Annotated in this window: 15 protein-coding genes; 14 read left to right on the top strand and 1 reads right to left on the bottom strand. The window is 56.8% G+C overall.

The window, feature by feature from the left end; translation table 11 throughout:
• Positions 1 to 63 precede the first annotated feature (63 nt).
• From trmJ to sseB, 5 genes are all read left to right on the top strand, one after another.
• On the top strand, positions 64 to 789 hold the full coding sequence (gene trmJ, locus ACZ3HG_RS20550) for a tRNA (cytosine(32)/uridine(32)-2'-O)-methyltransferase TrmJ (RefSeq protein ID WP_465334196.1): 726 nt from the start codon (positions 64 to 66) through the stop codon (positions 787 to 789).
• Between the two features lie 168 nt (positions 790 to 957).
• Complete coding sequence (gene iscR / locus ACZ3HG_RS20545) at positions 958 to 1,455, top strand: Fe-S cluster assembly transcriptional regulator IscR (RefSeq protein WP_062744652.1); 498 nt, start codon at positions 958 to 960, stop codon at positions 1,453 to 1,455.
• Positions 1,456 to 1,597: 142 nt separating this feature from the next.
• Positions 1,598 to 2,797, top strand: coding sequence for an IscS subfamily cysteine desulfurase (locus tag ACZ3HG_RS20540; protein ID WP_465334194.1), 1,200 nt, complete (start codon positions 1,598 to 1,600; stop codon positions 2,795 to 2,797).
• A gap of 189 nt (positions 2,798 to 2,986) precedes the next feature.
• The gene (gene pepB, locus ACZ3HG_RS20535; RefSeq protein WP_465334192.1) at positions 2,987 to 4,276 is read left to right on the top strand and encodes an aminopeptidase PepB; all 1,290 of its coding nucleotides are present in this window, start codon (positions 2,987 to 2,989) and stop codon (positions 4,274 to 4,276) included.
• Positions 4,277 to 4,363: 87 nt separating this feature from the next.
• The gene (gene sseB / locus ACZ3HG_RS20530; protein WP_191934692.1) at positions 4,364 to 5,143 is read left to right on the top strand and encodes an enhanced serine sensitivity protein SseB; all 780 of its coding nucleotides are present in this window, start codon (positions 4,364 to 4,366) and stop codon (positions 5,141 to 5,143) included.
• A gap of 42 nt (positions 5,144 to 5,185) precedes the next feature.
• Here sseB and sseA read toward each other — a convergent pair whose 3' ends face one another.
• Positions 5,186 to 6,040, bottom strand: coding sequence for a 3-mercaptopyruvate sulfurtransferase (sseA, locus tag ACZ3HG_RS20525; RefSeq protein WP_465334189.1), 855 nt, complete (start codon positions 6,038 to 6,040; stop codon positions 5,186 to 5,188).
• 182 nt (positions 6,041 to 6,222) lie between these two features.
• Between sseA and ACZ3HG_RS20520 the strand changes: the two genes are divergently transcribed.
• From ACZ3HG_RS20520 to ACZ3HG_RS20480, 9 genes are all read left to right on the top strand, one after another.
• On the top strand, positions 6,223 to 12,177 hold the full coding sequence (locus ACZ3HG_RS20520; RefSeq protein WP_465334187.1) for an alpha-2-macroglobulin family protein: 5,955 nt from the start codon (positions 6,223 to 6,225) through the stop codon (positions 12,175 to 12,177).
• A 24-nt stretch (positions 12,178 to 12,201) separates the two neighbouring features.
• On the top strand, positions 12,202 to 14,517 hold the full coding sequence (pbpC, locus tag ACZ3HG_RS20515) for a penicillin-binding protein 1C (RefSeq protein WP_465334185.1): 2,316 nt from the start codon (positions 12,202 to 12,204) through the stop codon (positions 14,515 to 14,517).
• Positions 14,518 to 14,736: 219 nt separating this feature from the next.
• Positions 14,737 to 15,168 (top strand): nucleoside-diphosphate kinase, encoded by a 432-nt coding sequence (ndk, locus tag ACZ3HG_RS20510; protein ID WP_062744669.1) that lies wholly within the window; start codon positions 14,737 to 14,739, stop codon positions 15,166 to 15,168.
• Positions 15,169 to 15,336: 168 nt separating this feature from the next.
• A complete protein-coding gene (rlmN, locus tag ACZ3HG_RS20505; protein ID WP_191934696.1) occupies positions 15,337 to 16,506 on the top strand; it encodes a dual-specificity RNA methyltransferase RlmN in 1,170 nt (389 codons plus the stop codon).
• Between the two features lie 87 nt (positions 16,507 to 16,593).
• Positions 16,594 to 17,325, top strand: a complete 732-nt coding sequence (gene pilW / locus ACZ3HG_RS20500) for a type IV pilus biogenesis/stability protein PilW (protein WP_465334182.1) — start codon at positions 16,594 to 16,596, stop codon at positions 17,323 to 17,325.
• Positions 17,315 to 18,307, top strand: a complete 993-nt coding sequence (gene rodZ, locus ACZ3HG_RS20495; RefSeq protein WP_465334180.1) for a cytoskeleton protein RodZ — start codon at positions 17,315 to 17,317, stop codon at positions 18,305 to 18,307. The genes pilW and rodZ overlap by 11 nt, the downstream gene beginning before the upstream one ends.
• A 39-nt stretch (positions 18,308 to 18,346) precedes the next feature.
• Complete coding sequence (gene ispG, locus ACZ3HG_RS20490; RefSeq protein WP_062744679.1) at positions 18,347 to 19,468, top strand: flavodoxin-dependent (E)-4-hydroxy-3-methylbut-2-enyl-diphosphate synthase; 1,122 nt, start codon at positions 18,347 to 18,349, stop codon at positions 19,466 to 19,468.
• A 79-nt stretch (positions 19,469 to 19,547) separates the two neighbouring features.
• Positions 19,548 to 20,825 (top strand): histidine--tRNA ligase, encoded by a 1,278-nt coding sequence (hisS, locus tag ACZ3HG_RS20485; RefSeq protein WP_191934699.1) that lies wholly within the window; start codon positions 19,548 to 19,550, stop codon positions 20,823 to 20,825.
• Between the two features lie 37 nt (positions 20,826 to 20,862).
• On the top strand, positions 20,863 to 21,483 hold the full coding sequence (locus tag ACZ3HG_RS20480) for a tetratricopeptide repeat protein (RefSeq protein WP_191936859.1): 621 nt from the start codon (positions 20,863 to 20,865) through the stop codon (positions 21,481 to 21,483).
• Positions 21,484 to 21,505 lie beyond the last annotated feature (22 nt).

Here is a 21,505-nt window from a genome sequence, read left to right as displayed (position 1 = left end):
AACGGTAAATGTCCTTAAAATATGTTAGTATCGCCAAATTAACTCCCGGACTTCAGAATCCTTATGCTGCAAAATATCCGAATTGTGCTGGTGGAGACCTCTCACACCGGCAACATGGGATCCGTCGCGCGCGCGATGAAAACCATGGGCTTAACCAACCTTTATCTGGTCAATCCACTGGTCAAACCGGACTCGCAGGCCATTGCCCTGGCGGCCGGGGCCAGCGATGTGATTGGTGACGCGAAAATTGTCGACACCTTTGATGAGGCCATTGCCGGCTGTAGCCTGGTTGTGGGCACCAGTGCGCGCTCCCGCTCCCTGCCGTGGCCGATGCTCGACCCGCGTGAGTGCGGTCTGAAAAGCGTGGAAGAGGGGCAACAGGCACCGGTCGCTCTGGTCTTTGGCCGTGAGCGCGTTGGTCTGACGAACGAAGAGCTGCAAAAATGCCACTATCACGTCGCCATCGCCGCCAACCCGGACTACAGCTCGCTGAATCTGGCGATGGCCGTCCAGGTGATTACCTATGAAGTGCGAATGGCCTACCTTCAGTCGCTCGACACCCCACAGGAAGCTGCGGCGGAGTCACCGTACCCGCTGGTTGACGATCTTGAACGCTTCTATCAGCACATGGAAAAAATGATGATCGGCAGCGGCTTCCTGCGTGAAGCCAGCCCGGGACAGGTGATGAGTAAGATGCGTCGTTTGTTTACCCGTGCGCGTCCGGAGCGGGACGAGCTGAATATTCTGCGTGGAATGCTGTCATCTTTAGAGAAAAAACAGGGCGAATGAGTCCGTACGAGTGGTTAAAATAGCAGCATAATAGTTGAGTGTTTTACTTGGTTAAATAGTTGAGTGTTTTAGTAGGTTAAATACTTGACCAATTTACTCGGGAATGTCAGACTTGCGTCCATATTTTGTTAACACCCATCCAGGGTTATAACCGAGGTTGTAAACGCCATGAGACTGACATCCAAAGGCCGTTATGCTGTTACCGCTATGCTTGATGTTGCGCTGCATTCCCATGAAGGCCCGGTGCCTTTAGCGGATATTTCAGAGCGTCAGGGCATTTCCCTTTCTTATCTTGAGCAGCTGTTCTCCCGTCTGCGTAAGAATGGTCTGGTGGCCAGCGTACGTGGTCCGGGTGGTGGTTATCTGCTGGGTAAAGGCGCTGATGCTATCGCGGTGGGTGCGGTGATCACTGCCGTTGATGAGTCCGTGGATGCGACAAAGTGCCAGGGCAAAGAAGGCTGTCAGGGTGGCGAGCGCTGCCTGACGCATGTGCTGTGGCGTGACCTGAGTGAGCGCATTAGCGACTTCCTCAACAATATTACGCTGGCTGAACTGGTCAACAATCAGGAGATCCTGGAAGTGGCTGACCGTCAGAACAGCAATGAAATCCGCCGTGCGCCTAATGGGCGTATGCAGGAAACCATTAACGTCAATCTGCGCGCCTGATCGCAGTCCGGGCGGGGCCCGTTCTTCGCCCCCGGAAATGAATAAAAGGCCTGCACGGGCCTTTTATTCATTTCTGCTTCCAGCAAAGATTTCAGGGCGCAGAAGGGCGGCAATCGATAAACCTCCCGGAGCTTAACGAGCAATGAAATTACCGATTTATCTGGATTATTCTGCCACCACGCCCGCCGATCCTCGCGTGGCCGCTAAAATGATGCAGTATCTCACCCTGGACGGTACCTTTGGCAACCCGGCTTCCCGTTCTCACCGTTATGGCTGGCAGTCAGAAGAAGCGGTTGATGTGGCGCGTAACCAGATTGCTGAACTGGTCGGGGCTGACCCGCGCGAAATCGTGTTCACATCCGGTGCAACCGAAGCCAATAACCTCGCGATAAAAGGGGCAGCCAGCTTCCATAAGGAAAAGGGCCGTCACATTATTACCTGCACCACAGAACATAAAGCGGTACTGGACACCTGTGCACAGCTGGAGCTCGAGGGCTGCAGCGTCACATATCTCAACCCGCGCCATGACGGCACGCTCGACCTGCAACAGCTGACTGACGCCTTTCGCGACGATACGGTGCTGGTGTCTGTTATGCACGTCAACAATGAGATCGGTGTGGTGCAGGATATCGCCACCATCGGCGATCTGTGCCGTGAACGCGGCATTCTCTTCCACGTTGACGCCACGCAGAGCGTGGGCAAATTACCCATCGATCTGAGCGTCCTGAACGTCGACCTGATGTCCTTCTCCGCTCATAAGATTTACGGGCCGAAGGGCATTGGTGCGCTGTATGTCAGCCGTTCGCCGCGTATCCGCCTGGACGCGCAGATCCACGGCGGTGGGCACGAACGCGGAATGCGCTCAGGGACGCTACCGGTTCATCAGATTGTCGGAATGGGTGAAGCGTATCGCATTGCAAAAGAAGAGATGACCAGCGAGATGGCGCGGCTTGGCGCACTGCGCAGCCGCCTGTGGGCGGGGTTGAGCAGTATTGATGAGGTCTGCCTCAATGGCTCTCTGGCGCAGGGCGCGGCGAATATTCTTAATGTCAGTTTCAACTACGTTGACGGCGAGTCGCTGATTATGGCGTTGAAGGATCTGGCGGTATCGACCGGATCGGCCTGTACCTCGGCCAGTATGGAACCGTCCTACGTCCTGAGGGCGATCGGACTGAACGATGAGCTGGCTCACAGCTCAATTCGCTTCTCTCTTGGCCGGTTTACCACCGAAGAAGAGATCGACTACGCTATTCAACTGGTGCAAAAGTCCGTCAGTCGCCTGCGCGAGCTTACGCCGCAGTGGAAAGCCTTCAAAGCCAGCGGTGCGAAACAGGCCGGCTGATTGACCCGGCATTGAACCCACGGGCCGGATTTTTCGGCCCGTCTGACACGCTCTGCATCCGCAGTCGCATCCAGCAAAAACATCCCTGTCACATTTCTGTTAGTCTGGCTGTACAATCGAACTGCGGAAAAATCGCAGCGATCGGGCAATCCCGGTCTGAAAGATGAAAAAATCAAAAGGAGCCATGCGATGACCACCCCTATGAATATTACCCTGTCAACGGCCGCGGCCGACCTGCGTTGGGGGGAAAAAGCCACCCTGAGCAGCAATGACAGTGGCATGACGATCCACCTGACCGGCAGCGAACCGCTGGTTACCATTCAGCGCGCGGCGCGAAAAATTGATAGCCAGGGCATCCGCCACGTCAGCCTGAGCGGCGAGGGTTGGGATCTGGAAAACAGCTGGGCGTTCTGGCAGGGCTATCGTGGTCCAAAAGGCGAGCGTGAGGTGCAGTGGGCCACGCTGGCAGAGAGCGACCAGCAGGAACTGGCTAATCGCCTGAAAATTATCGACTGGGTGCGTAACACCATCAACCTGCCGGCGGAAGAACTGAGCCCGGAACAGCTCGCGACGCGTGCCATCGATCTGCTGTGCGACGTTGCCTGCGATGCGGTCAGCTACCGCATTATCAAGGGTGACGATCTGAAAGCCCAAAACTACATGGGACTGCATACGGTCGGCCGGGGTTCATCACGCAGCCCGGTGTTGCTGACACTCGATTATAACCCGGGCGGCAGCGATGACACGCCGGTTTACGCCTGTCTGGTGGGTAAAGGCATCACCTTTGATACCGGCGGTTACAGCCTGAAGCAGAGTGGCTTTATGGACTCCATGAAGTCAGATATGGGCGGCGCAGCGACCCTGACCGGCGCACTGGCGCTGGCGGTCAGCCGTGGCCTGAAAAAGCGCGTGAAGCTGATCCTCTGCTGTGCGGACAATATGGTCAGCGGCAACGCTTTCAAGCTGGGCGATATTATTCGCTATCGCAACGGTAAATCAGTGGAAGTGATGAACACCGATGCCGAAGGTCGCCTGGTGCTGGCCGATGGTCTGATCGATGCCAGCGCGCTGAACCCGGAGCTGATTATCGACGCGGCTACGCTGACCGGTGCGGCAAAAACCGCGCTGGGCAATGACTATCATGCCCTGTTCAGCTTTGACGACGCACTGGCACAGTCACTGATGCGCAGCGCAGAGGGTGAAAATGAACCCTTCTGGCGTCTGCCGCTGGCCGAGTTCCACCGCAGCCATCTGCCGTCAAACTTTGCTGACCTGAACAATATTGCCAGCCCGTCGCACTCTGCCGGTGCCAGCACGGCGGCGGCGTTCCTGTCACACTTCATCAGCGACTACCAGCAGGGCTGGTTGCACATCGACTGCTCTGCGACCTATCGCAAAGGTGCGGTCGATCAGTGGGCTGCCGGCGCAACCGGTCTGGGCGTCCGTACTGTCGCTAACCTGCTGTTAAACCGGGCGTAATATCTCAGGCCGATCACAAAGCGATCGGCCCTTCGTCGGGGCGGCCCTGTTTTCCGGTCCGCCCGCTGTACACTCTGGAACCTATTCATGAACGAACTAAACCCGCGGCTGGAAGAAGTACTAAAACTGGCGGCGACGGAGCCGGCACATCGCCCGGAATTTTTTACGCTGCTGATGGACGCCAGCGTAGTGGTGCCGGGCGAGAGTGCCCACCCTGAACAGGCGGTTGACGCCAGTACGCCGGTGGATTTACAGCACTGGGAAAAAGACGACGGCACCAGCATTATTCCATTTTTCACGTCGGCGGCAGCCCTGGAGCAGGCGGTCAGCGGTGAGCAGGCCTACCTGGTACTGCCGGTACGTACGCTGTTTGAAATGACGCTGGGCGAAGCGCTGTTCCTTAACCCTAAATTACCGAATGGCAAAGAGTTTTCCCCGCGTGAAATTGCACATCTGTTAGGCGAGGGCAGCAGCGCTCTGAGCCAGCAGACGGTGCTGGAGGGCGGAACGTCGCTGTTGTTATCGGAGCTCGCCGAACCGCCTGCGCAGATGATTGACTCGCTGACCCAGCTACTGGCGAAATACAAAACCGTTCGCCGTGCCTACGTCGCGCAGATCAAAGAGCATGCAGACCAGCCTGCCAATTTACTGATTGGCATCGAAGGTGAGGGCGATCTTGAGGCGATTATCCAGGCCGCAGGCAGCGTGGCGACCGATACGCTGTTAGAGGATGACCCGATTGATATCTGTCAGGTTGTGGAAGGCGAAAAGGGCATCAGTCACTTCTTTGTTGCCCATATCACGCCCTTCTACGAACGGCGCTGGGGCAGCTTCCTGCGGGACTTTAAAGTGAAGAATATCGACTGAAAGGTGGGGGCGGACTGCAATATCCGCCCCCTTCAGTCTGCGTTATAAGGAATCGTTGACGATCGGCAGATCGTTCCGTGCCCCCCATTCGCCCCAGGAGCCGTCGTACAGCGCCACGTTTTTTAACCCCAGACTGGTCAGTGCGAGGATAACCACCACGGCGGTGACTCCGGAGCCGCAGCTGGCGATCACTGGCTGTGACAGATCTAGGCCCTGCTGGCTGAAAATTGCCTGCAGTTCGGCCGCTGGTTTTAAGCGTCCTTCGGTGACCAGGGTATTCCACGGAACGTTAAGGCTGCCCGGGATACGCCCGCGATGCAGCCCCGGCCGCGGCTCGTCCACCTCACCGTGAAAGCGGTTGGCGGCACGGGCATCAATAATCTGTGCGCCGCCTTCATGGCTGGCCAGCAGCACGTCCGTTACGCGTTTAACTTCGCCTTCACCGTGATCGGCTTCGAATTCGCTTTCTGCCAGTTTCACCGGGCCACTCGCCAGCGGCAGCTGCGCCTGCTTCCACCCCGCCAGCCCTCCGGCCAGAATGGAAATCTGCTTCACGCCAAAATGCCGCAGCATCCACCAGGCACGCGGGGCAGAGAACAGATTACCCTCATCGTAAATCACCAGGTGTTTGTCATTGTGGACGCCCAGCTCACGCATCGCCACGGCGAAGGTCTCCGCCCGGGGCAACATATGTGGATAAGCACTGGTGTGATCAGACAGGGCTTCAATATTAAAAAACGGCGCATCCGGCAAGTGTTCCGCCTGGTACTCTTCCTGCACGTTGCGGGTTTTCTCCAGGCCTGGCGGCAGCATGCGCGCGTCCAGAACCTGCAGGTTGTCGTCATTCAGATGTTCTGCCAACCAGTCAGCAGTTACAAAAAGAGAAGGAGTCGTCATCGCGGCCTCATTGTCAGTAACGTTTAGCTGAGTGTCAGTGATTTTGTCAGCTATCACAAGGCGAAATCACGCTATTCAGAGCTGGCTCTGGATTCCTGAAAAATCTTTGCCACCGCCGATAGATATTGCCCGGAGAAACTATTACTCTTTGACCAATTTTGTAACATGGAAGGTTCCTTCTGATGGATGTGATCACGTTTATCCTGCGCTTACCTTTTACCCTGATAAAAGGGCTGTGCTGGCTCCTGTCGCGGTTTTTCCGCATGCTGGGATGGCTGCTGCGCCCGCTGTTGGGTGAGGTCAACTGGCAGGCTCCCCGTTGGGTAAACCCCCTGAAAGCCCGCTTTACCCGTCTGGAGCAGGGTATTGAGCAACATCCGAAGAAGATTGCCCTTAGCGTATTGCTGCTGGTCGCAGCGGGCGTGGCTGGCGTCTATGGCTGGCACTGGTGGCAGAACCGCCCGAGGCCGATTGAGATGGCACCGCTGACCATCCAGCACAGCAGCGTGCAGGCAGTAAACCCGCAAGCGGTTGACTACAGCGTGGCTAAACCCGCCGTACAGACGCTGACGCTCCGGTTTAACCAGTCGGTTGCCCCGGTCACCCTTGTCGGTAAAAAGATCACCGAGGGCATCAGTGTTCAGCCATCACTGGCCGGTGAGTGGCAGTGGCAGAACGCCTGGACGCTGGTATTTACCCCGGCGCAGCCGTTGCCAATGGGCGCAGGCTACGAAGTCACGCTGAAGCCTGACACGCTGCTGGCCCCCCAGATCCGTATTGAACAGACCCGTTATACCTTCACGGTTCCCGCTTTTGACTATCAGATCGTCAGCAGTGAGTACTATCAGGATCCGCAGGACAACAGCCAGCATAGCGCGATTTTTAACCTCAGGTTTACAGCCCCTGCCGATGTGCAGAGCGTGGAAAAACAGCTCTCGCTGGGCCTGACGGCAGCCCGGGGGCAGCCTGAGCAGCCGCTGAAGTACAGCGTGACCTGGGATGAAAAGAAGCTCAATGCCTGGGTGCGTTCTTCGGCTTTACAGCCGATGGATCACGGCGGTGCGGTGCATCTGCAGGTTAACAGTGGGGTGGCCTCTTCGCATCCCGGCAGTCCGGTGACGCGTAAGACCAACGGCTGGGTGAACGTACCGAATCTCTACAGCCTGAGCCTGAATGATATCAGCGCTGAAGTAGTGGATAAGCCAGGCAGCCAGGGCGAACGCGCGCTGATAATCGGCTTCAGCGATGCCGTGCGCGATGCGGACGTGAGAAAAGGGGTCAAAGCCTGGCTGCTGCCGGAGAAAGATCCGCGCCGTCCCGCCAGCGAACTGTCAGAGGTGGACTATACCGTCTGGGATCAAGACAATGTCGATCAGAGCATCATTGATCGCTCCCCGGCAGTACCGTTAAGCCTGAATGACGCAGAAGAAACCTGGCAGCCGCAGTTCAGCTTTAAATTTGATGCCCCGGCTAAACGCTACCTGCTGGTGTTGACCGATAACGCGATGACCTCCAGCGGTGGCTACAAAATGGCTGAAAAAGTCTGGCGCGTGGTTCAGGTGCCGGACTATCCGAAGCTGCTACAGTTTGCTGCCCAGGGGGCACTGCTGTCGGTCAACGGCGATAAACGTATCAGCGTGGCAGCGCGCAATGTACCGGGACTGCGCGTTGACATTAAGCGGGTTATCCCCAGCCAGTTACAGCACATCGTTTCGTTTAAAAGCCGCCAGTTTGCATCGGCTGATTTTAACCGCCTGAACGATGAGTACTTTACCGAGCGCTTCCGCTACCAGACGACGGTGAATAACGACAAACCGGGCGAGGTCAGCTATCAGGGCGTCGATCTGTCGCGCTATCTCTCTACCCGTCCGGACTCTCATCGCGGCGTGTTCCTGCTGACCCTGTCTGAATGGTCACCGCAGCAGAAAGAGCCTGAGCCGGGCGAAGAGGAGTATCAGGAAGAGGACGGACAGCAGGAAATCACCGGCGACTCACGCTTTGTGGTGGTGACCGATCTGGGCATTATTGCCAAACGTTCGCAGGATAAAACCCGCGATCTGTTTGTGCAGTCGATCAGCAGCGGTCAGCCGGTCGTCGGGGCGCAGGTCTCGGTAGTGGCAAAAAATGGCGAAAAACTGCTAACCCGCCAGACTGCTGAAGACGGACACGTCAGCTTCCCGTCGCTGGAGGTCTATACCAGCGAACGCGAAGCGGTGATGTTCCTTGTGGAAAAAGACGGGGATGTCTCCTTCCTGCCGACCGGACGGGATAATGACCGTGGCCTCGATTTCTCCCGTTTTGACGTCTATGGCGAAACCACCCCGGATGATACGCGCACCCTCGGAAGCTATCTTTTCTCTGACCGGGGTGTCTATCGTCCCGGCGATACGTTCCATATTGGTGTGATCACCCGTGCTGCTGACTGGGCGGTGCCGGTGGGCGGCATTCCGGTGCGTGCTGAAATACGTGACCCTCGCGATAAGCTGATGCGTACCGTCCCGCTGACCCTCAGTGCCAGCGGCTTTAACGAGCTGAGTTTCACCACTGAAGAGAGCTCGCCGACGGGGGAATGGAATATTTACCTTTACCTGCCGGGTAAAGACGATGACTCCACGCGTCTGCTCGGCAGTACGGCGGTTAACGTGAAGGAGTTCGAGCCTGACCAGCTGAAGGTCAGACTGACCCTGACCCCGGACCATCAACAGGGGTGGGTAAAACCGGATGCGCTGAAGGCCAGTATCGACGTACAGAACCTGTTCGGTACCCCGGCGCAGGGGCGACGCGTGGCGTCTAAAATGACCCTGCGTCCGGTATATCCGGCCTTTGATCGCTATGCAGACTACGCCTTCTATGAAGCGCGTTCGGCCAGCGAGGGTTATGAAACTGAACTGGAAGACAGCACCACCGACGAGAACGGTGCTGCTGCGATCAAGCTGGATCTGAGCGGTTTTGGCGAGTCGACCTACCAGCTGCAGCTGCTGTCAGACGCCTTTGTCGCCGGAGGCGGTCGTTCGGTGGCGGCCACGGCCCGTACGCTGGTCTCGCCCTATGATTACCTGATCGGTGTGAAAGCCGACGGCGACCTCGGTTATATCCATCAGAATGCCGTGCGCAACGTCAATCTGATCGCCATCAATCCGTCGCTGGACACTATGGCTATCAACGGCCTGTCACTGCATCTTCTGCAGCAAAAATATCTGTCGGTACTCACCCGCCAGGAGTCCGGGGTCTTCAAGTATCAGTCGAAGCTGAAAGAGATCCCGCTGTCGGAAACGCCACTGGATATTCCTGTCGGCGGTCATACGTTAGCCCTGGCTACCGACAAACCCGGTGATTACGTGCTGGTGGTGGAAAATGCCAAAGGCGAGGTGCTGAACCGTATCGCTTACAGCGTGGCCGGAAACGCCAACCTGACCCGCTCACTCGACCGCAATGCGGAGTTGAAACTCAAGCTGAACAGCGATAACTATCAGCCGGGCAGTGAGATTGAAGTGGCGATCAACGCGCCTTATACCGGCAGCGGGCTGATCACCATTGAAAAGGATCGGGTTTACAGCTGGCAGTGGTTCCACACCACCACGACCAACTCCGTGCAGAAGATCCGCATTCCGGCCGGGCTGGAGGGCAATGCCTATATCAACGTGCAGTTTGTGCGTGATATTAACTCGGACGAGATCTTTATGAGCCCGCTGAGTTACGGGGTTATGCCGTTTAAAATCAGTAATGATGCGCGTAAGAACAGCCTGCAGCTGGCGGCACCGCAGGTGATCAAGCCGGGCGACGATCTGACGGTCGACGTCACCACCGACGGGCCGCAGCAGGTGGTGGTATTCGCGGTGGATGAAGGGATCCTGCAGGTTGCACGCTATCGCCTGGCCGATCCGCTGGACTATTTCTTCCGCAAGCGTGAACTGAATGTGGAAAGCGCGCAGATCCTCGATCTGATCCTGCCGGAGTTCAGCAAGCTGATGTCGCTGACCTCTGCGCCAGGCGGGGACGGTGGCGAAGGGCTGGATCTGCATCTCAACCCGTTTAAACGCAAGCGCGACAAGCCGGTCGCTTTCTGGTCGGGCATCACTGACGTAAACGGGCAGGCACGGTTTAGCTGGCCGGTGCCGGACTACTTCAACGGCAGGATCCGCGTGATGGCCATTTCGGTTACGGCGGATAAAATCGGTAAAGCGCAGACTGGCACCACCGTACGTGATGACATTATCCTGACGCCAAACGTTCCGGCAATGGTGGCTCCGGGGGATGAATTTGACGTTAGCGTGGGCGTCAGCAATAACCGAGAAGGGCAGGGCAATGACAAACTGCCCGTGACGATTAATGTGACGCCACCCCCTCAGCTGGAAGTGGTGGGTCAGGCCGCCCAGCCGCTGCAACTGGCGGCAAAACAGGAGGGCGTGGTCAGCTTCCGTCTGCGTGCCAAAGCCGAGCTGGGCGATGCGCCACTGGTCTTCAGCGCGCAGTATGCGGATAAAACCAGCCAGCGAACGATCAGTACTTCTGTACGTCCTGCAATGCCGTTCCGCATCCAGACGGTGATGGGACGGATGAACGGCAGTCAGCAGCAGGTGGATAACCTGCGCCTGATGTTTGATGCTTTTGCGCAGCGCCAGGCGTCGGTATCGAATTCACCGCTGGTGCTGACCAGCGGTCTGGCAACATACCTGGCGAACTACCCCTATTACTGTTCTGAACAGATTGTCAGCCAGTCCATCCCGCTGCTGTTGCAAAGCGAACACCCCGAGCTGCGCAACGGGCTGGATGCCGCTAACGTGCGTCAGCAGCTGAAGGGCATTCTCGACGTGCTGCGCTCCCGACAGAATGGCGAGGGTGCCGTGGGTCTGTGGATGGCGACGCCGCAGGCAGATCCGTTTATTACGCCGTATGTGGTGCAGTACCTGCTGGAGGCAAAAGCGGCTGGTTATCCGCTGCCTGCTGGTATGCTGGAGGACGCCAATGTTGCGCTGCGTTCGCTGGCCGCCAGCGGATATGACGATCTCTACCACCTGCGACTGCGTGCCTGGGCGGTTTATCTGCTGACGCGTCAGGGTGAGATCACCACCAGTGCGCTCGGCTCAGTGCAGGAGACGCTAAAAAAACGCTATCCTGACAGCTGGCAGACCGATCTCAGTGCGCTCTATCTGGCCTCGTCCTGGCGTTTGCTGAAAGCCGATGATGAAGCGGAACGGCTGTTTGATCCGGGCTGGCAGGCACTGAATAAGGCGTATGACAAAAGCTGGTGGACACAGAACTACTACGATCCGCTGGTGCAGGACGCCACCCGGCTGTATCTGATCACCCGCCACTTCCCGGAGAAAGTGGCCGCGATCCCACCGCAGCTGCTGGAAAACATGGTCATGGCCCTGCGTGAAGAGCGTTACACCACCTTCTCAGCGGCAATGAGCATTCTGGCGCTGGAAAGCTATTCGGAGCAGGTCGCCAGGCAAAACGATGCGGCAGCGCTGACCATCAACCAGCTGGGGCGCGACAACCGCACTCCGCAGCTGATCTCGGCACTGCAGGGGCGCTTTGCTCAGGGGAACTTCAGTTCAGCGGCAGCATCCGTTCAGTTCCGAAATGCCGGAAACGCACCGGCCTGGTATGTGGTCACACAAGCCGGTTACGACAGGGAAGCACCGCAGAAGGCGATCAGCCGTGGTCTGGAAATCAGCCGCGACTACACGGACGCCGCCGGTAAAGTGGTCGACAAGGTCACGCTGGGGCAAACCCTTAACGTCCATCTGAAAATCCGCGCTAACTCGAAAGCGGCACTGAGCAATCTGGCGATTGTGGATCTGCTGCCGGGCGGTTTTGAAGTGGTTCAGCAGACGCCGCCTCCGCCGGAAGCCGATGAGGATGAAACGGCTGACGCCGCCTCAGCAGGATGGCAGTCGCCGCTGGCCGTCAGTGGATCCACCTGGGCGCCGGACTACAGCGACATTCGTGAAGATCGGGTGATTATTTACGGGGGCGCCAGTACGGAACTGCAGGAGTTCGTTTACCAGATCAAAGCCACCAATACCGGCAGCTTTGTTATCCCTCCGGCGTACGGAGAGGCGATGTACGATCGTGACATTCAGGCCATGTCAGCCAGTAGTGGAAAAATCACGGTGGTGGCAGCTGAATAGTCCTGCCGCGAGGCGTTTGCTGCGATGAAACGGCTGCTGCAAAATCTGGCGGTGGCGCTGGGATTACTGGCGCTGCTGCTGGCAGGCATCCGGCTGTGGCCGCACCCGCCACTGTCCCACGGGGTGCCGCTGTCAACAGCGTGGTATGACCGGCACGGTACGCTGCTGCGTCTGTCGTTGGCCAGCGACGATCGCTATCGTCAGTGGACGCCGCTGGAGGCCATTTCGCCGCTGGCGGTGGACGGGCTGCTGCTGCATGAGGACCGCTGGTTTTATTATAATCCCGGCGTCAACCCGCTGAGCCTGGCACGCGGCTTCTGGCGCAGCTATGTGCTGGGAAGCAGCCGGCAGGGAGGATCGACTGTCACCATGCAGCTTGCCCGCATGCACTGGAAGATCAATACGCGCTCACCCGGTGGCAAGATGGTTCAGGTATTACGGGCGATCCAGCTCGAACTGAGCTACTCCAAACACGATATTCTGGAGGCCTATCTTAACGCTGCGCCTTACGGGCGAAACATTGAGAGCATCGGCGCGGCCAGCCTGATCTATTTTAATAAACCGCCGGCGGAGCTGACACTGGCAGAGGCGCTGACGCTGGCGGTACTGCCTCAGTCACCCAGCCTGCGGATGAATCCCCGCAGCGGTGAGGTCAGTCCTCCGCTGATGCAGGCGCGTAACCGCCTTTTTCAGCGGTGGCAGCACGCCCATCCCACCGACAGCAGCCAGCAGGCCCTGTTCAGATTGCCGCTGGCCCTGCGCCAGCCGCAGAATCTGCCTTATATTGCCCCCCATTTTATTGAACAGTTGCAGAACGGGGAGCGGGCGTCACGGGTCGACACCACGCTTGATGCCGGCCTGCAACAATTGGTGGAAAAACAGGTCAACGCGTTTATCCGCCGTAATCAGAGCCGGGGCATCCACAATACTGCGGTGCTGCTGGTAGACAGCCGCGATATGGGCGTACGGGCGCTGGTCGGGTCAGCCGACTATTACAATCGCCAGATACAGGGTCAGGTCAACGGCACGAATGCCAGGCGCTCACCGGGGTCGGCACTGAAACCCTTTATTTATGCGCTCGGCATGGAGCAGGGGATCTTACATCCGATGACGGTGCTGAAAGACGTTCCTTACTCTTTTGGCAGCTATGCGCCGGAAAATTTTGACCGCCGCTTTCTCGGGCCGGTCACCGCCACCGATGCGCTGAATTTCAGCCGTAATATCCCGGCGGTGACCATTGCTTCCCGGCTGCACCAGCCGGGTTTTTACCAGTTTCTTCAGCTGGCCGGCATCAGCGGGCTGGCCAGTGAGAAACATTACGGACTGTCGCTGGTTCTGGGCGGCGGGGAAGTGACGGCGCAGGAGTTGGCAAAACTCTATGCGATGCTGGCAAACCGGGGGGAGCTGCGGGCGCTGCGGATGCGGGAACAGACGCCTCAGCCACCGGCATTCCGCCTGCTGAGTGAAGAGGCCAGCTTTATGACGCTGGATATCCTGCGCCAGCACCGTCGCCCGGGGGATACGCTGGCACAGCGTCCATCATCGCTACCGGTCTACTGGAAAACGGGAACGTCCTGGGGCTTTCGTGATGCCTGGAGCGTGGGGATCTTCGGCCCGTATGTGCTGGTGGTGTGGCAGGGGAACTTTAACGGCCAGGGGAATAACGCCTTTGTGGGCGTAGAAGCCGCCGCGCCGCTGTTCTTCAATATCATTGATAGCGTCATCGCCAGCTATCCCGGGCTGCGTGAACCTGAACACCGCTTTCCGCCGCATCTGAAGCGCGTGGAAATTTGCCTGCCGAGCGGAGATCTGCCGACGCAGTGGTGTCAGCAGCGTGGACGCAGCTGGTTTATCCCCGGAAAATCACCGATCAACGTGGATACGGTGTACCGGCCACTGCGCATCGACAATCACAGCGGTCAGCCGGTCTGTGCTCCCTGGGATCCGCAAACCAGTCACGTTGAAGTGTTTGAGTTCTGGCCCTCAGACCTGGCCCAGGTCTTTATGCAGGCGGGCCTGCCCAAACGTGCTCCGCCTTCGGTAAGTTGCCAGCAGGGGGCGGTGGAGGGGGATGCGCCACGCATCACATCGCCGCTGAGACATACGACTTACCAGCTACGGCAGTCGCAGAAGGGGCGGGACAATATCAGCTTCAGTGCGGTGACCGATGCAGACAGCGCCACCGTTTACTGGTTTGTCGACGATGTATATCTTGGCTCAAGCGCCAGTAAGACGCCCCTCGACTGGCGGCCTTCCCGCCCCGGTAAATACCGTATCCGGGCAGTTGACGATCGCGGCCGGGCAGACAGCCGGGTGATCAATGTGGCCTTAATCCGCTAATTTCAGACGGATCCCCAGGCGCTTTTCTGGTCATCGATTGCCTGCCTGCGTAAAATAGTCGCAGGTGGGGAAAAAATGTCGCGATGAGGATCGGATTTTTCGATAAATTATTGAATCTCCGGTAGGCATCTCACGCGATGCCCCCTATAATCTGCGGCCATTTTCCCGGCCGGGAACCGTTTTCGCGGCTAAACTCGAAAGATAAGACAGGGGTCAACAATGACTATTGAGCGTACATTTTCCATCGTAAAACCAAACGCTGTGGCAAAGAATGTGATCGGTGCCATCTTCAACCGTTTTGAAAGCGCTGGCTTCAAAATCGTTGGCAGCAAAATGCTGCACCTGAGCAAAGAGCAGGCAGAGGGTTTTTACGCGGAACACCAGGGCAAACCGTTCTTTGATGGTCTGGTTGAATTCATGACCTCCGGCCCGGTGGTGGTTTCCGTACTGGAAGGTGAAAATGCCGTGCAGCGTCATCGTGATCTGATGGGCGCAACGAACCCGGCGAACGCGCTGGCCGGTACCCTGCGTGCTGACTACGCGGACAGCTTTACCGAGAATGCGACTCACGGTTCTGATTCTGCCGAATCTGCTGCCCGTGAAATCGCTTATTTCTTCGGTGAAGGCGAAATCTGCCCGCGCACCCGTTAATCCGGCTGCCTGACGGAACGGGGTTTACAAAAAAAGTGAGTTTGCTCCTTTAACCCTTATCACGTCATGAGTACAATAATGCGCCCCTGAGCTGTGTTCGGGGGCGCTTCTATTTTATTCACTCCAAACCCAGTGCCATAACGTGTAACAACGAGGCCAGAGAAAATTATGTCAGAACTTATTGTGACGCCGTCGCCTGCATCTCCTGCAATCGCCACCCCTAAAAAAGAAAAAGTGAATCTGCTCGACCTCAACCGTCAGCAGATGCGTGAGTTTTTTGCCGGTATGGGAGAAAAGCCGTTCCGTGCCGATCAGGTCATGAAATGGATCTATCACTACTGCTGTGATGACTTCGATGAGATGACCGATATCAACAAGGTCTTCCGGAACAAGCTGAAAGAGGTTGCCGAAATCCGTGCGCCGGAAGTGGCTGAAGAGCAGCGCTCGACAGATGGCACCATCAAGTGGGCTATCCAGGTCGGCGGCCAGCAGGTCGAAACCGTTTATATCCCCGAAAAAGACCGCGCCACGCTGTGTGTTTCTTCCCAGGTGGGCTGTGCGCTGGAGTGTAAGTTCTGCTCGACAGCGCAGCAGGGCTTTAACCGCAACCTGCGCGTATCCGAAATTATTGGTCAGGTATGGCGTGCGGCGAAAATTATCGGTGCCACCAAAGTTACCGGCCAGCGTCCCATCACCAACGTGGTGATGATGGGCATGGGGGAGCCGCTGCTCAACCTGACTAATGTGGTGCCGGCGATGGAAATCATGCTGGATGACTTTGGTTTCGGCCTGTCAAAACGTCGCGTAACGCTGTCAACATCCGGCGTGGTTCCGGCGCTGGATAAGCTGGGTGATATGATCGATGTTGCGCTGGCGATCTCGCTTCATGCGCCGAATGACACAATTCGTGACGAAATTGTGCCGGTCAACAAAAAGTACAATATTGAAACGTTCCTGGCCTCGGTCAGCCGTTATATTGGCAAGTCCAACGCTAATCAGGGGCGTGTCACCATCGAGTACGTGATGCTCGACCACGTCAATGACAGTACCGATAATGCCCATGAGCTGGCAGCCTTGTTGAAAAACACGCCGTGTAAAATTAATCTGATCCCATGGAACCCCTTCCCGGGCGCACCTTATGGACGCAGTTCGAACAGCCGCATCGATCGCTTCTCTAAAGTGTTGATGGATTATGGATTTACTACTATTGTGCGTAAAACCCGTGGTGATGATATCGATGCTGCCTGCGGCCAGTTAGCCGGGGACGTGATTGACCGTACCAAGCGCACACTGAAAAAGAAAATGGCCGGTGAAGCGATATCTGTGAAGGCGATCTGAAACCCAGCCTTATCCGCGGTTGAACCGTGTTGACCCTGGTGAGATTGGCGTACGATAGTGCGTTAATACTGACAGGGAGTCACAGAGATGCGAACAGGGCGGGCTGCCGTTTTGCTGCTGGTGCTGCTGGCGAGTTGCCGGACATTACCGCAGCCGGACGGGCTGGTTGAAACACGGATTCAGTTAGGAATGGCGTATCTGGCACGCGGCAACAATGACGCCGCACGCAGGAATTTACAGCGTGCGCTCGATCTTGCCCCTGGGGATTACCGCAGCCAGCTGGCGATGGCACGTTACCGACAGCAGACTGGCGATACCCGCAGCGCGCAGTTACATTATCGCCGCGCCCTTAAATTAGCAGCGCAAAACAGCTATGTGCTTAATAATTACGGTGCGTTTCTCTGCGGATTAGGGCAGTATGATGCGGCACAACGGCAGTTCCGCAGGGCCATGGATGATTCAACCAACGGGCTTCGTGCTGACAGTGTTGAAAATTCGGGCTACTGCTTTTTGAATGCCGGGCAGCATGAAAAAGCCTATCACGCACTGATGGACGCGGTGCGGACCGAACCAGCCAAAGGATTGCCTATGCTGGCAGAAGCCGAAAGGCGATTTGGAAAGGGAAAACGCGCAGAATCGCGGGTTCTGTTGGATATTTACCGACAAAACTTTCCGGTTTCGGCAGAAAGCCTGTGGTTAGAGATTCGCTTCGCCGCGCAGGCAAATCAACTCGATGACGTTCAACATTATGGGGTACAGCTTGCGCGAATTTTTCCACACTCGATACAGTACCAGCATTTTTTAGCTAATGAATACTGAAGCCACTCAAGAAAAATCTAGCGTAAATTCAACAGGCGAGCGCCTGCGTGGTGCCCGTGAGCTTATGGGCCTGACTCAGCAGAATGTTGCTGAACGCCTCTGCCTGAAACTTTCCACCGTTCGTGATATTGAAGAGGACAAGTCGCCTGCCGATCTGGCGTCGACATTCTTGCGTGGCTATATTCGCTCCTACGCACGCCTGGTGCGTGTGCCGGAAGAAGAGCTGCTACCGATGATGGCAAAACAAGCCCCGGTCAGAGCCGCAAAAGTTGAACCGATGCAAAGCTACTCCCTCGGAAAACGCCGCAAAAAACGCGACGGCTGGTTGATGATCTTCACCTGGCTGGTGCTGTTTGTTGTGGTGGGCCTGACGGGAGCCTGGTGGTGGCAGAATCATAAAGCCGCTCAGGATGATCTGGTGACGATGGCCGATCAGAATGCTTCACCTGAAGGGGATAACAGCCAGTCCATCCCCTTAACTGACAATAACGCCAGCAGCGGTGCCGATAACGGCTCGCAGACGGCGATTCCGTTAGACACTACGCCAGCAGAGTCGGCGAACACCAGCAGTGCGCCTGCTGCTGCCACGCCGACGGCGGAAGCGCCCTCTGTGGCGAACACGCAGGCTGACAATACTCAGCCTGCCGTGGTTTCACCAAGCCAGGCACCGGTTGATACCGGTGCCAGTGGTCAATTGCCTACCAGCAGCGCAGGCGTCAGCCAGCCTGCAGTTGACCCGAATGCCGTCATTATGAATTTTTCCGCCGATTGCTGGCTGGAAGTGACCGACGCCGCAGGCAAGAAATTGTTTAGCGGTATTCAGCGCAGCGGGGGCAAACTGAGCCTTGCTGGTACAGCACCGTATCGCTTAAAAATTGGTGCGCCAGCCGCAGTACAGATTGAGTATCAGGGCAAACCTGTCGATCTGAGTCGTTATATCCGTACTAACCAGGTTGCTCGCCTGACTTTAGGTGCGCAATAACGCATCTTCTCTGGTCTCGAGTAATTGTGGAGAAAGAATATGCATAACGAAGCACCCATTATCCGTCGCAAATCAAAACGCATTTACGTCGGCAAGGTGCCCGTGGGTGACGGTGCACCTATCGCCGTTCAGTCCATGACCAATACCCGTACCACCGACGTTGCCGCGACGGTCGCCCAGATCAAAGCGCTGGAACGTGTCGGTGTCGACATCGTACGTGTCTCCGTGCCGACCATGGATGCCGCGGAAGCTTTTCGTCTGATCAAACAGCAGGTTAACGTCCCGCTGGTCGCTGACATCCATTTTGACTACCGTATCGCGCTGAAAGTGGCCGAATATGGGGTGGACTGCCTGCGCATTAACCCCGGCAATATCGGCAACGAAGAGCGCATCCGCTCAGTCGTTGACTGTGCACGCCACTACAATATTCCTATCCGTATTGGTGTGAACGGCGGTTCGCTGGAAAAAGATCTGCAGGAAAAATATGGCGAGCCTAATCCCCAGGCGCTGCTGGAATCCGCCATGCGTCACGTGGATATTCTTGACCGTCTGAACTTTGATATGTTCAAAGTCAGCGTCAAGGCCTCCGATGTGTTTCTTGCCGTTGAATCCTATCGGCTGCTGGCTAAGCAGATCGACCAGCCGCTGCACTTAGGCATCACCGAAGCCGGTGGCGCCCGAGCGGGCGCGGTGAAATCCGCCATTGGTCTTGGCCTGTTACTGTCTGAAGGCATTGGCGATACCCTGCGTATCTCGCTGGCGGCGGACCCGGTGGAAGAAGTGAAAGTCGGCTTTGATATCCTGAAGTCGCTGCGCATTCGCTCACGCGGGATCAATTTTATCGCCTGCCCGACTTGTTCACGTCAGGAATTTGACGTTATCGGTACGGTGAATGCGCTAGAAGAGCGGCTGGAAGATATTATCACCCCGATGGACATCTCTATCATTGGCTGTGTAGTTAACGGCCCCGGTGAAGCGACCGTTTCCACCATGGGTGTGACTGGCGGCAGTAAAAAAAGTGGTTTCTACGAGGACGGCGTGCGTCTGCGCGAGCGTCTTGATAACGACAATATGATTGACCAGTTGGAAGCGCGCATCCGTGCGAAAGCCACCATCCTGGACGCATCACGCCGGATTGATATCCAGCAGGTCGAAAAATAATTAATCGCGCCCGGTAATGCCCTGGGGACCACAACGGTGGGTTATCCCGGGGCGGGCACTCATTGATGAGAACATTGCAGTGGCGAAAAATATACAGGCCATCCGTGGCATGAACGACTATTTACCCGCTGACACGGTCGTGTGGCAGCGGATTGAACAGATCCTGAAACAGGTGTTAGGCAGCTACGGCTTCAGCGAAATTCGCCTGCCGATTGTAGAGCAGACCCCGTTATTCAAACGCGCTATCGGTGAAGTCACCGACGTGGTTGAAAAAGAGATGTATACCTTCGACGATCGCAATGGTGAAAGCCTGACGCTGCGTCCCGAAGGCACCGCTGGCTGTGTGCGTGCGGGCATTGAACACGGTCTGCTGTACAATCAGGAACAACGCCTGTGGTATATCGGCCCCATGTTCCGCTATGAGCGTCCGCAGAAAGGCCGCTACCGTCAGTTCCACCAGATTGGTGCCGAAGTGTTTGGCCTGCAGGGGCCGGATATCGATGCCGAACTGATCATGATGACGGCCCGCTGGTGGAAAGCGCTGGGTATCGCCGATCACGTGAGTCTGGAGCTGAATTCTATCGGTTCCCTGGACGCGCGTGCGAACTACCGCGATGCACTGGTGGCCTTCCTGGAACAGCATATTGACGTGCTGGATGAAGACTGCAAACGCCGCATGTATACTAACCCGCTGCGCGTGCTGGATAGCAAAAACCCGGACGTTCAGGCGCTGCTTAATGACGCGCCAACGCTGGGTGACTACCTGGATGAAGCATCCCGTGAGCATTTCACCGGGCTGTGCAGCCTGCTGGATGATGCCGGCATCGCTTATACCGTCAATCAGCGTCTGGTGCGGGGTCTCGACTACTATAACCGTACGGTGTTTGAGTGGGTTACCAGCAGCCTGGGTTCCCAGGGCACCGTCTGTGCCGGGGGCCGCTATGATGGTCTGGTCGAACAGCTGGGTGGGCGCGCAACGCCGGCCGTCGGTTTCGCGATGGGCCTGGAGCGCCTGGTCCTGCTGGTGCAGGCCGTTAATCCGGAGTTTGAACCGACGCGCATTGTTGATGTCTATGTTATCGCTTCGGGTGAGGGCGTACAGAGTGCTGCGATGAAGCTGGCAGAACAGCTGCGCGATGCGCTGCCTGAACTGAAGCTGATGACTAATTTTGGTGGCGGCAACTTTAAGAAGCAGTTTGCGCGTGCAGACAAGTGGGGCGCCCGCATTGCACTGGTACTTGGCGAAGACGAAGTGGCTAATAGCCAGCTGGTGATTAAAGATTTGCGTAATGGTGAGCAGCAAACGCTGGCTCAACGTGATGCGGCAACCGCGCTGGCGTCACTGTTACAGCGTTAAGCCCCTGCAGCGGCACGATTTAAAGGAGTAAGATTGCGTGGAAGTATATAGCAACGAAAACGAACAGGTAGATGCGCTGAAGAACTTCTTTGCTCAAAATGGCAAAGCATTAGTGGTCGGCGTCGTTCTGGGGGTTGGGGCACTGCTTGGCTGGCGTTACTGGAGTCATCACCAGGACAGCGGGTCGCGCGAAGTCTCTGCCTCTTACCAGCAGGTCACGTCGGCGCTGGACGCCAGCAAACCTGCCTCGCTTGATGCGGTGGCGAAGTTTGCCAGTGAAAACAGCAATACTTACGGTGCGCTGGCTTCACTGGATCTGGCAAAACGCTATATTGATAATAATCAGTTGGATAAAGCCGTACAGCAGCTGCAGAGTGGCCTGAAAAGCACCAAAGATGCCAACCTGCAGGCCGTGCTGAATCTGCGCCTTGCGCGTATCCAGCTTCAGCAGAAACAGCCTGACGCCGTGTTAAAAACCCTGGATAGCGTTAAGGGTGACGGCTGGGCAGCTATCGTGGCTGACGTGCGCGGCGAAGCGTTACTCAGCAAAGGCGACGCAAAGGGTGCACGTGATGCGTGGACTAAGGGGATCGACTCTGATGCCTCATCGTCGCTGAAAGAGATGCTGCAAATGAAAGTGAATAATCTGCCGGGTTAATTTCCAGCCTGTCACCGCAGCA

The organism is Erwinia sp. PME.40.26/001 (genome assembly GCF_055556675.1).
This window is presented reverse-complemented; position numbering and strand designations above follow the sequence as displayed.

Excerpts from the sequence above, each read along its gene's own strand:
- ACZ3HG_RS20520 (WP_465334187.1), top strand. The coding sequence starts at position 6,223 with ATGGATGTGATCACGTTTATCCTGCGCTTACCTTTTACCCTGATAAAA.
- sseB (WP_191934692.1), top strand. The coding sequence starts at position 4,364 with ATGAACGAACTAAACCCGCGGCTGGAAGAAGTACTAAAACTGGCGGCG.
- rlmN (WP_191934696.1), top strand. The coding sequence starts at position 15,337 with ATGTCAGAACTTATTGTGACGCCGTCGCCTGCATCTCCTGCAATCGCC.
- rodZ (WP_465334180.1), top strand. The coding sequence starts at position 17,315 with ATGAATACTGAAGCCACTCAAGAAAAATCTAGCGTAAATTCAACAGGC.
- ndk (WP_062744669.1), top strand. The coding sequence starts at position 14,737 with ATGACTATTGAGCGTACATTTTCCATCGTAAAACCAAACGCTGTGGCA.
- ACZ3HG_RS20540 (WP_465334194.1), top strand. The coding sequence starts at position 1,598 with ATGAAATTACCGATTTATCTGGATTATTCTGCCACCACGCCCGCCGAT.
- iscR (WP_062744652.1), top strand. The coding sequence starts at position 958 with ATGAGACTGACATCCAAAGGCCGTTATGCTGTTACCGCTATGCTTGAT.
- pilW (WP_465334182.1), top strand. The coding sequence starts at position 16,594 with ATGCGAACAGGGCGGGCTGCCGTTTTGCTGCTGGTGCTGCTGGCGAGT.
- pepB (WP_465334192.1), top strand. The coding sequence starts at position 2,987 with ATGACCACCCCTATGAATATTACCCTGTCAACGGCCGCGGCCGACCTG.
- pbpC (WP_465334185.1), top strand. The coding sequence starts at position 12,202 with ATGAAACGGCTGCTGCAAAATCTGGCGGTGGCGCTGGGATTACTGGCG.
- sseA (WP_465334189.1), bottom strand. The coding sequence starts at position 6,040 with ATGACGACTCCTTCTCTTTTTGTAACTGCTGACTGGTTGGCAGAACAT.
- ispG (WP_062744679.1), top strand. The coding sequence starts at position 18,347 with ATGCATAACGAAGCACCCATTATCCGTCGCAAATCAAAACGCATTTAC.
- trmJ (WP_465334196.1), top strand. The coding sequence starts at position 64 with ATGCTGCAAAATATCCGAATTGTGCTGGTGGAGACCTCTCACACCGGC.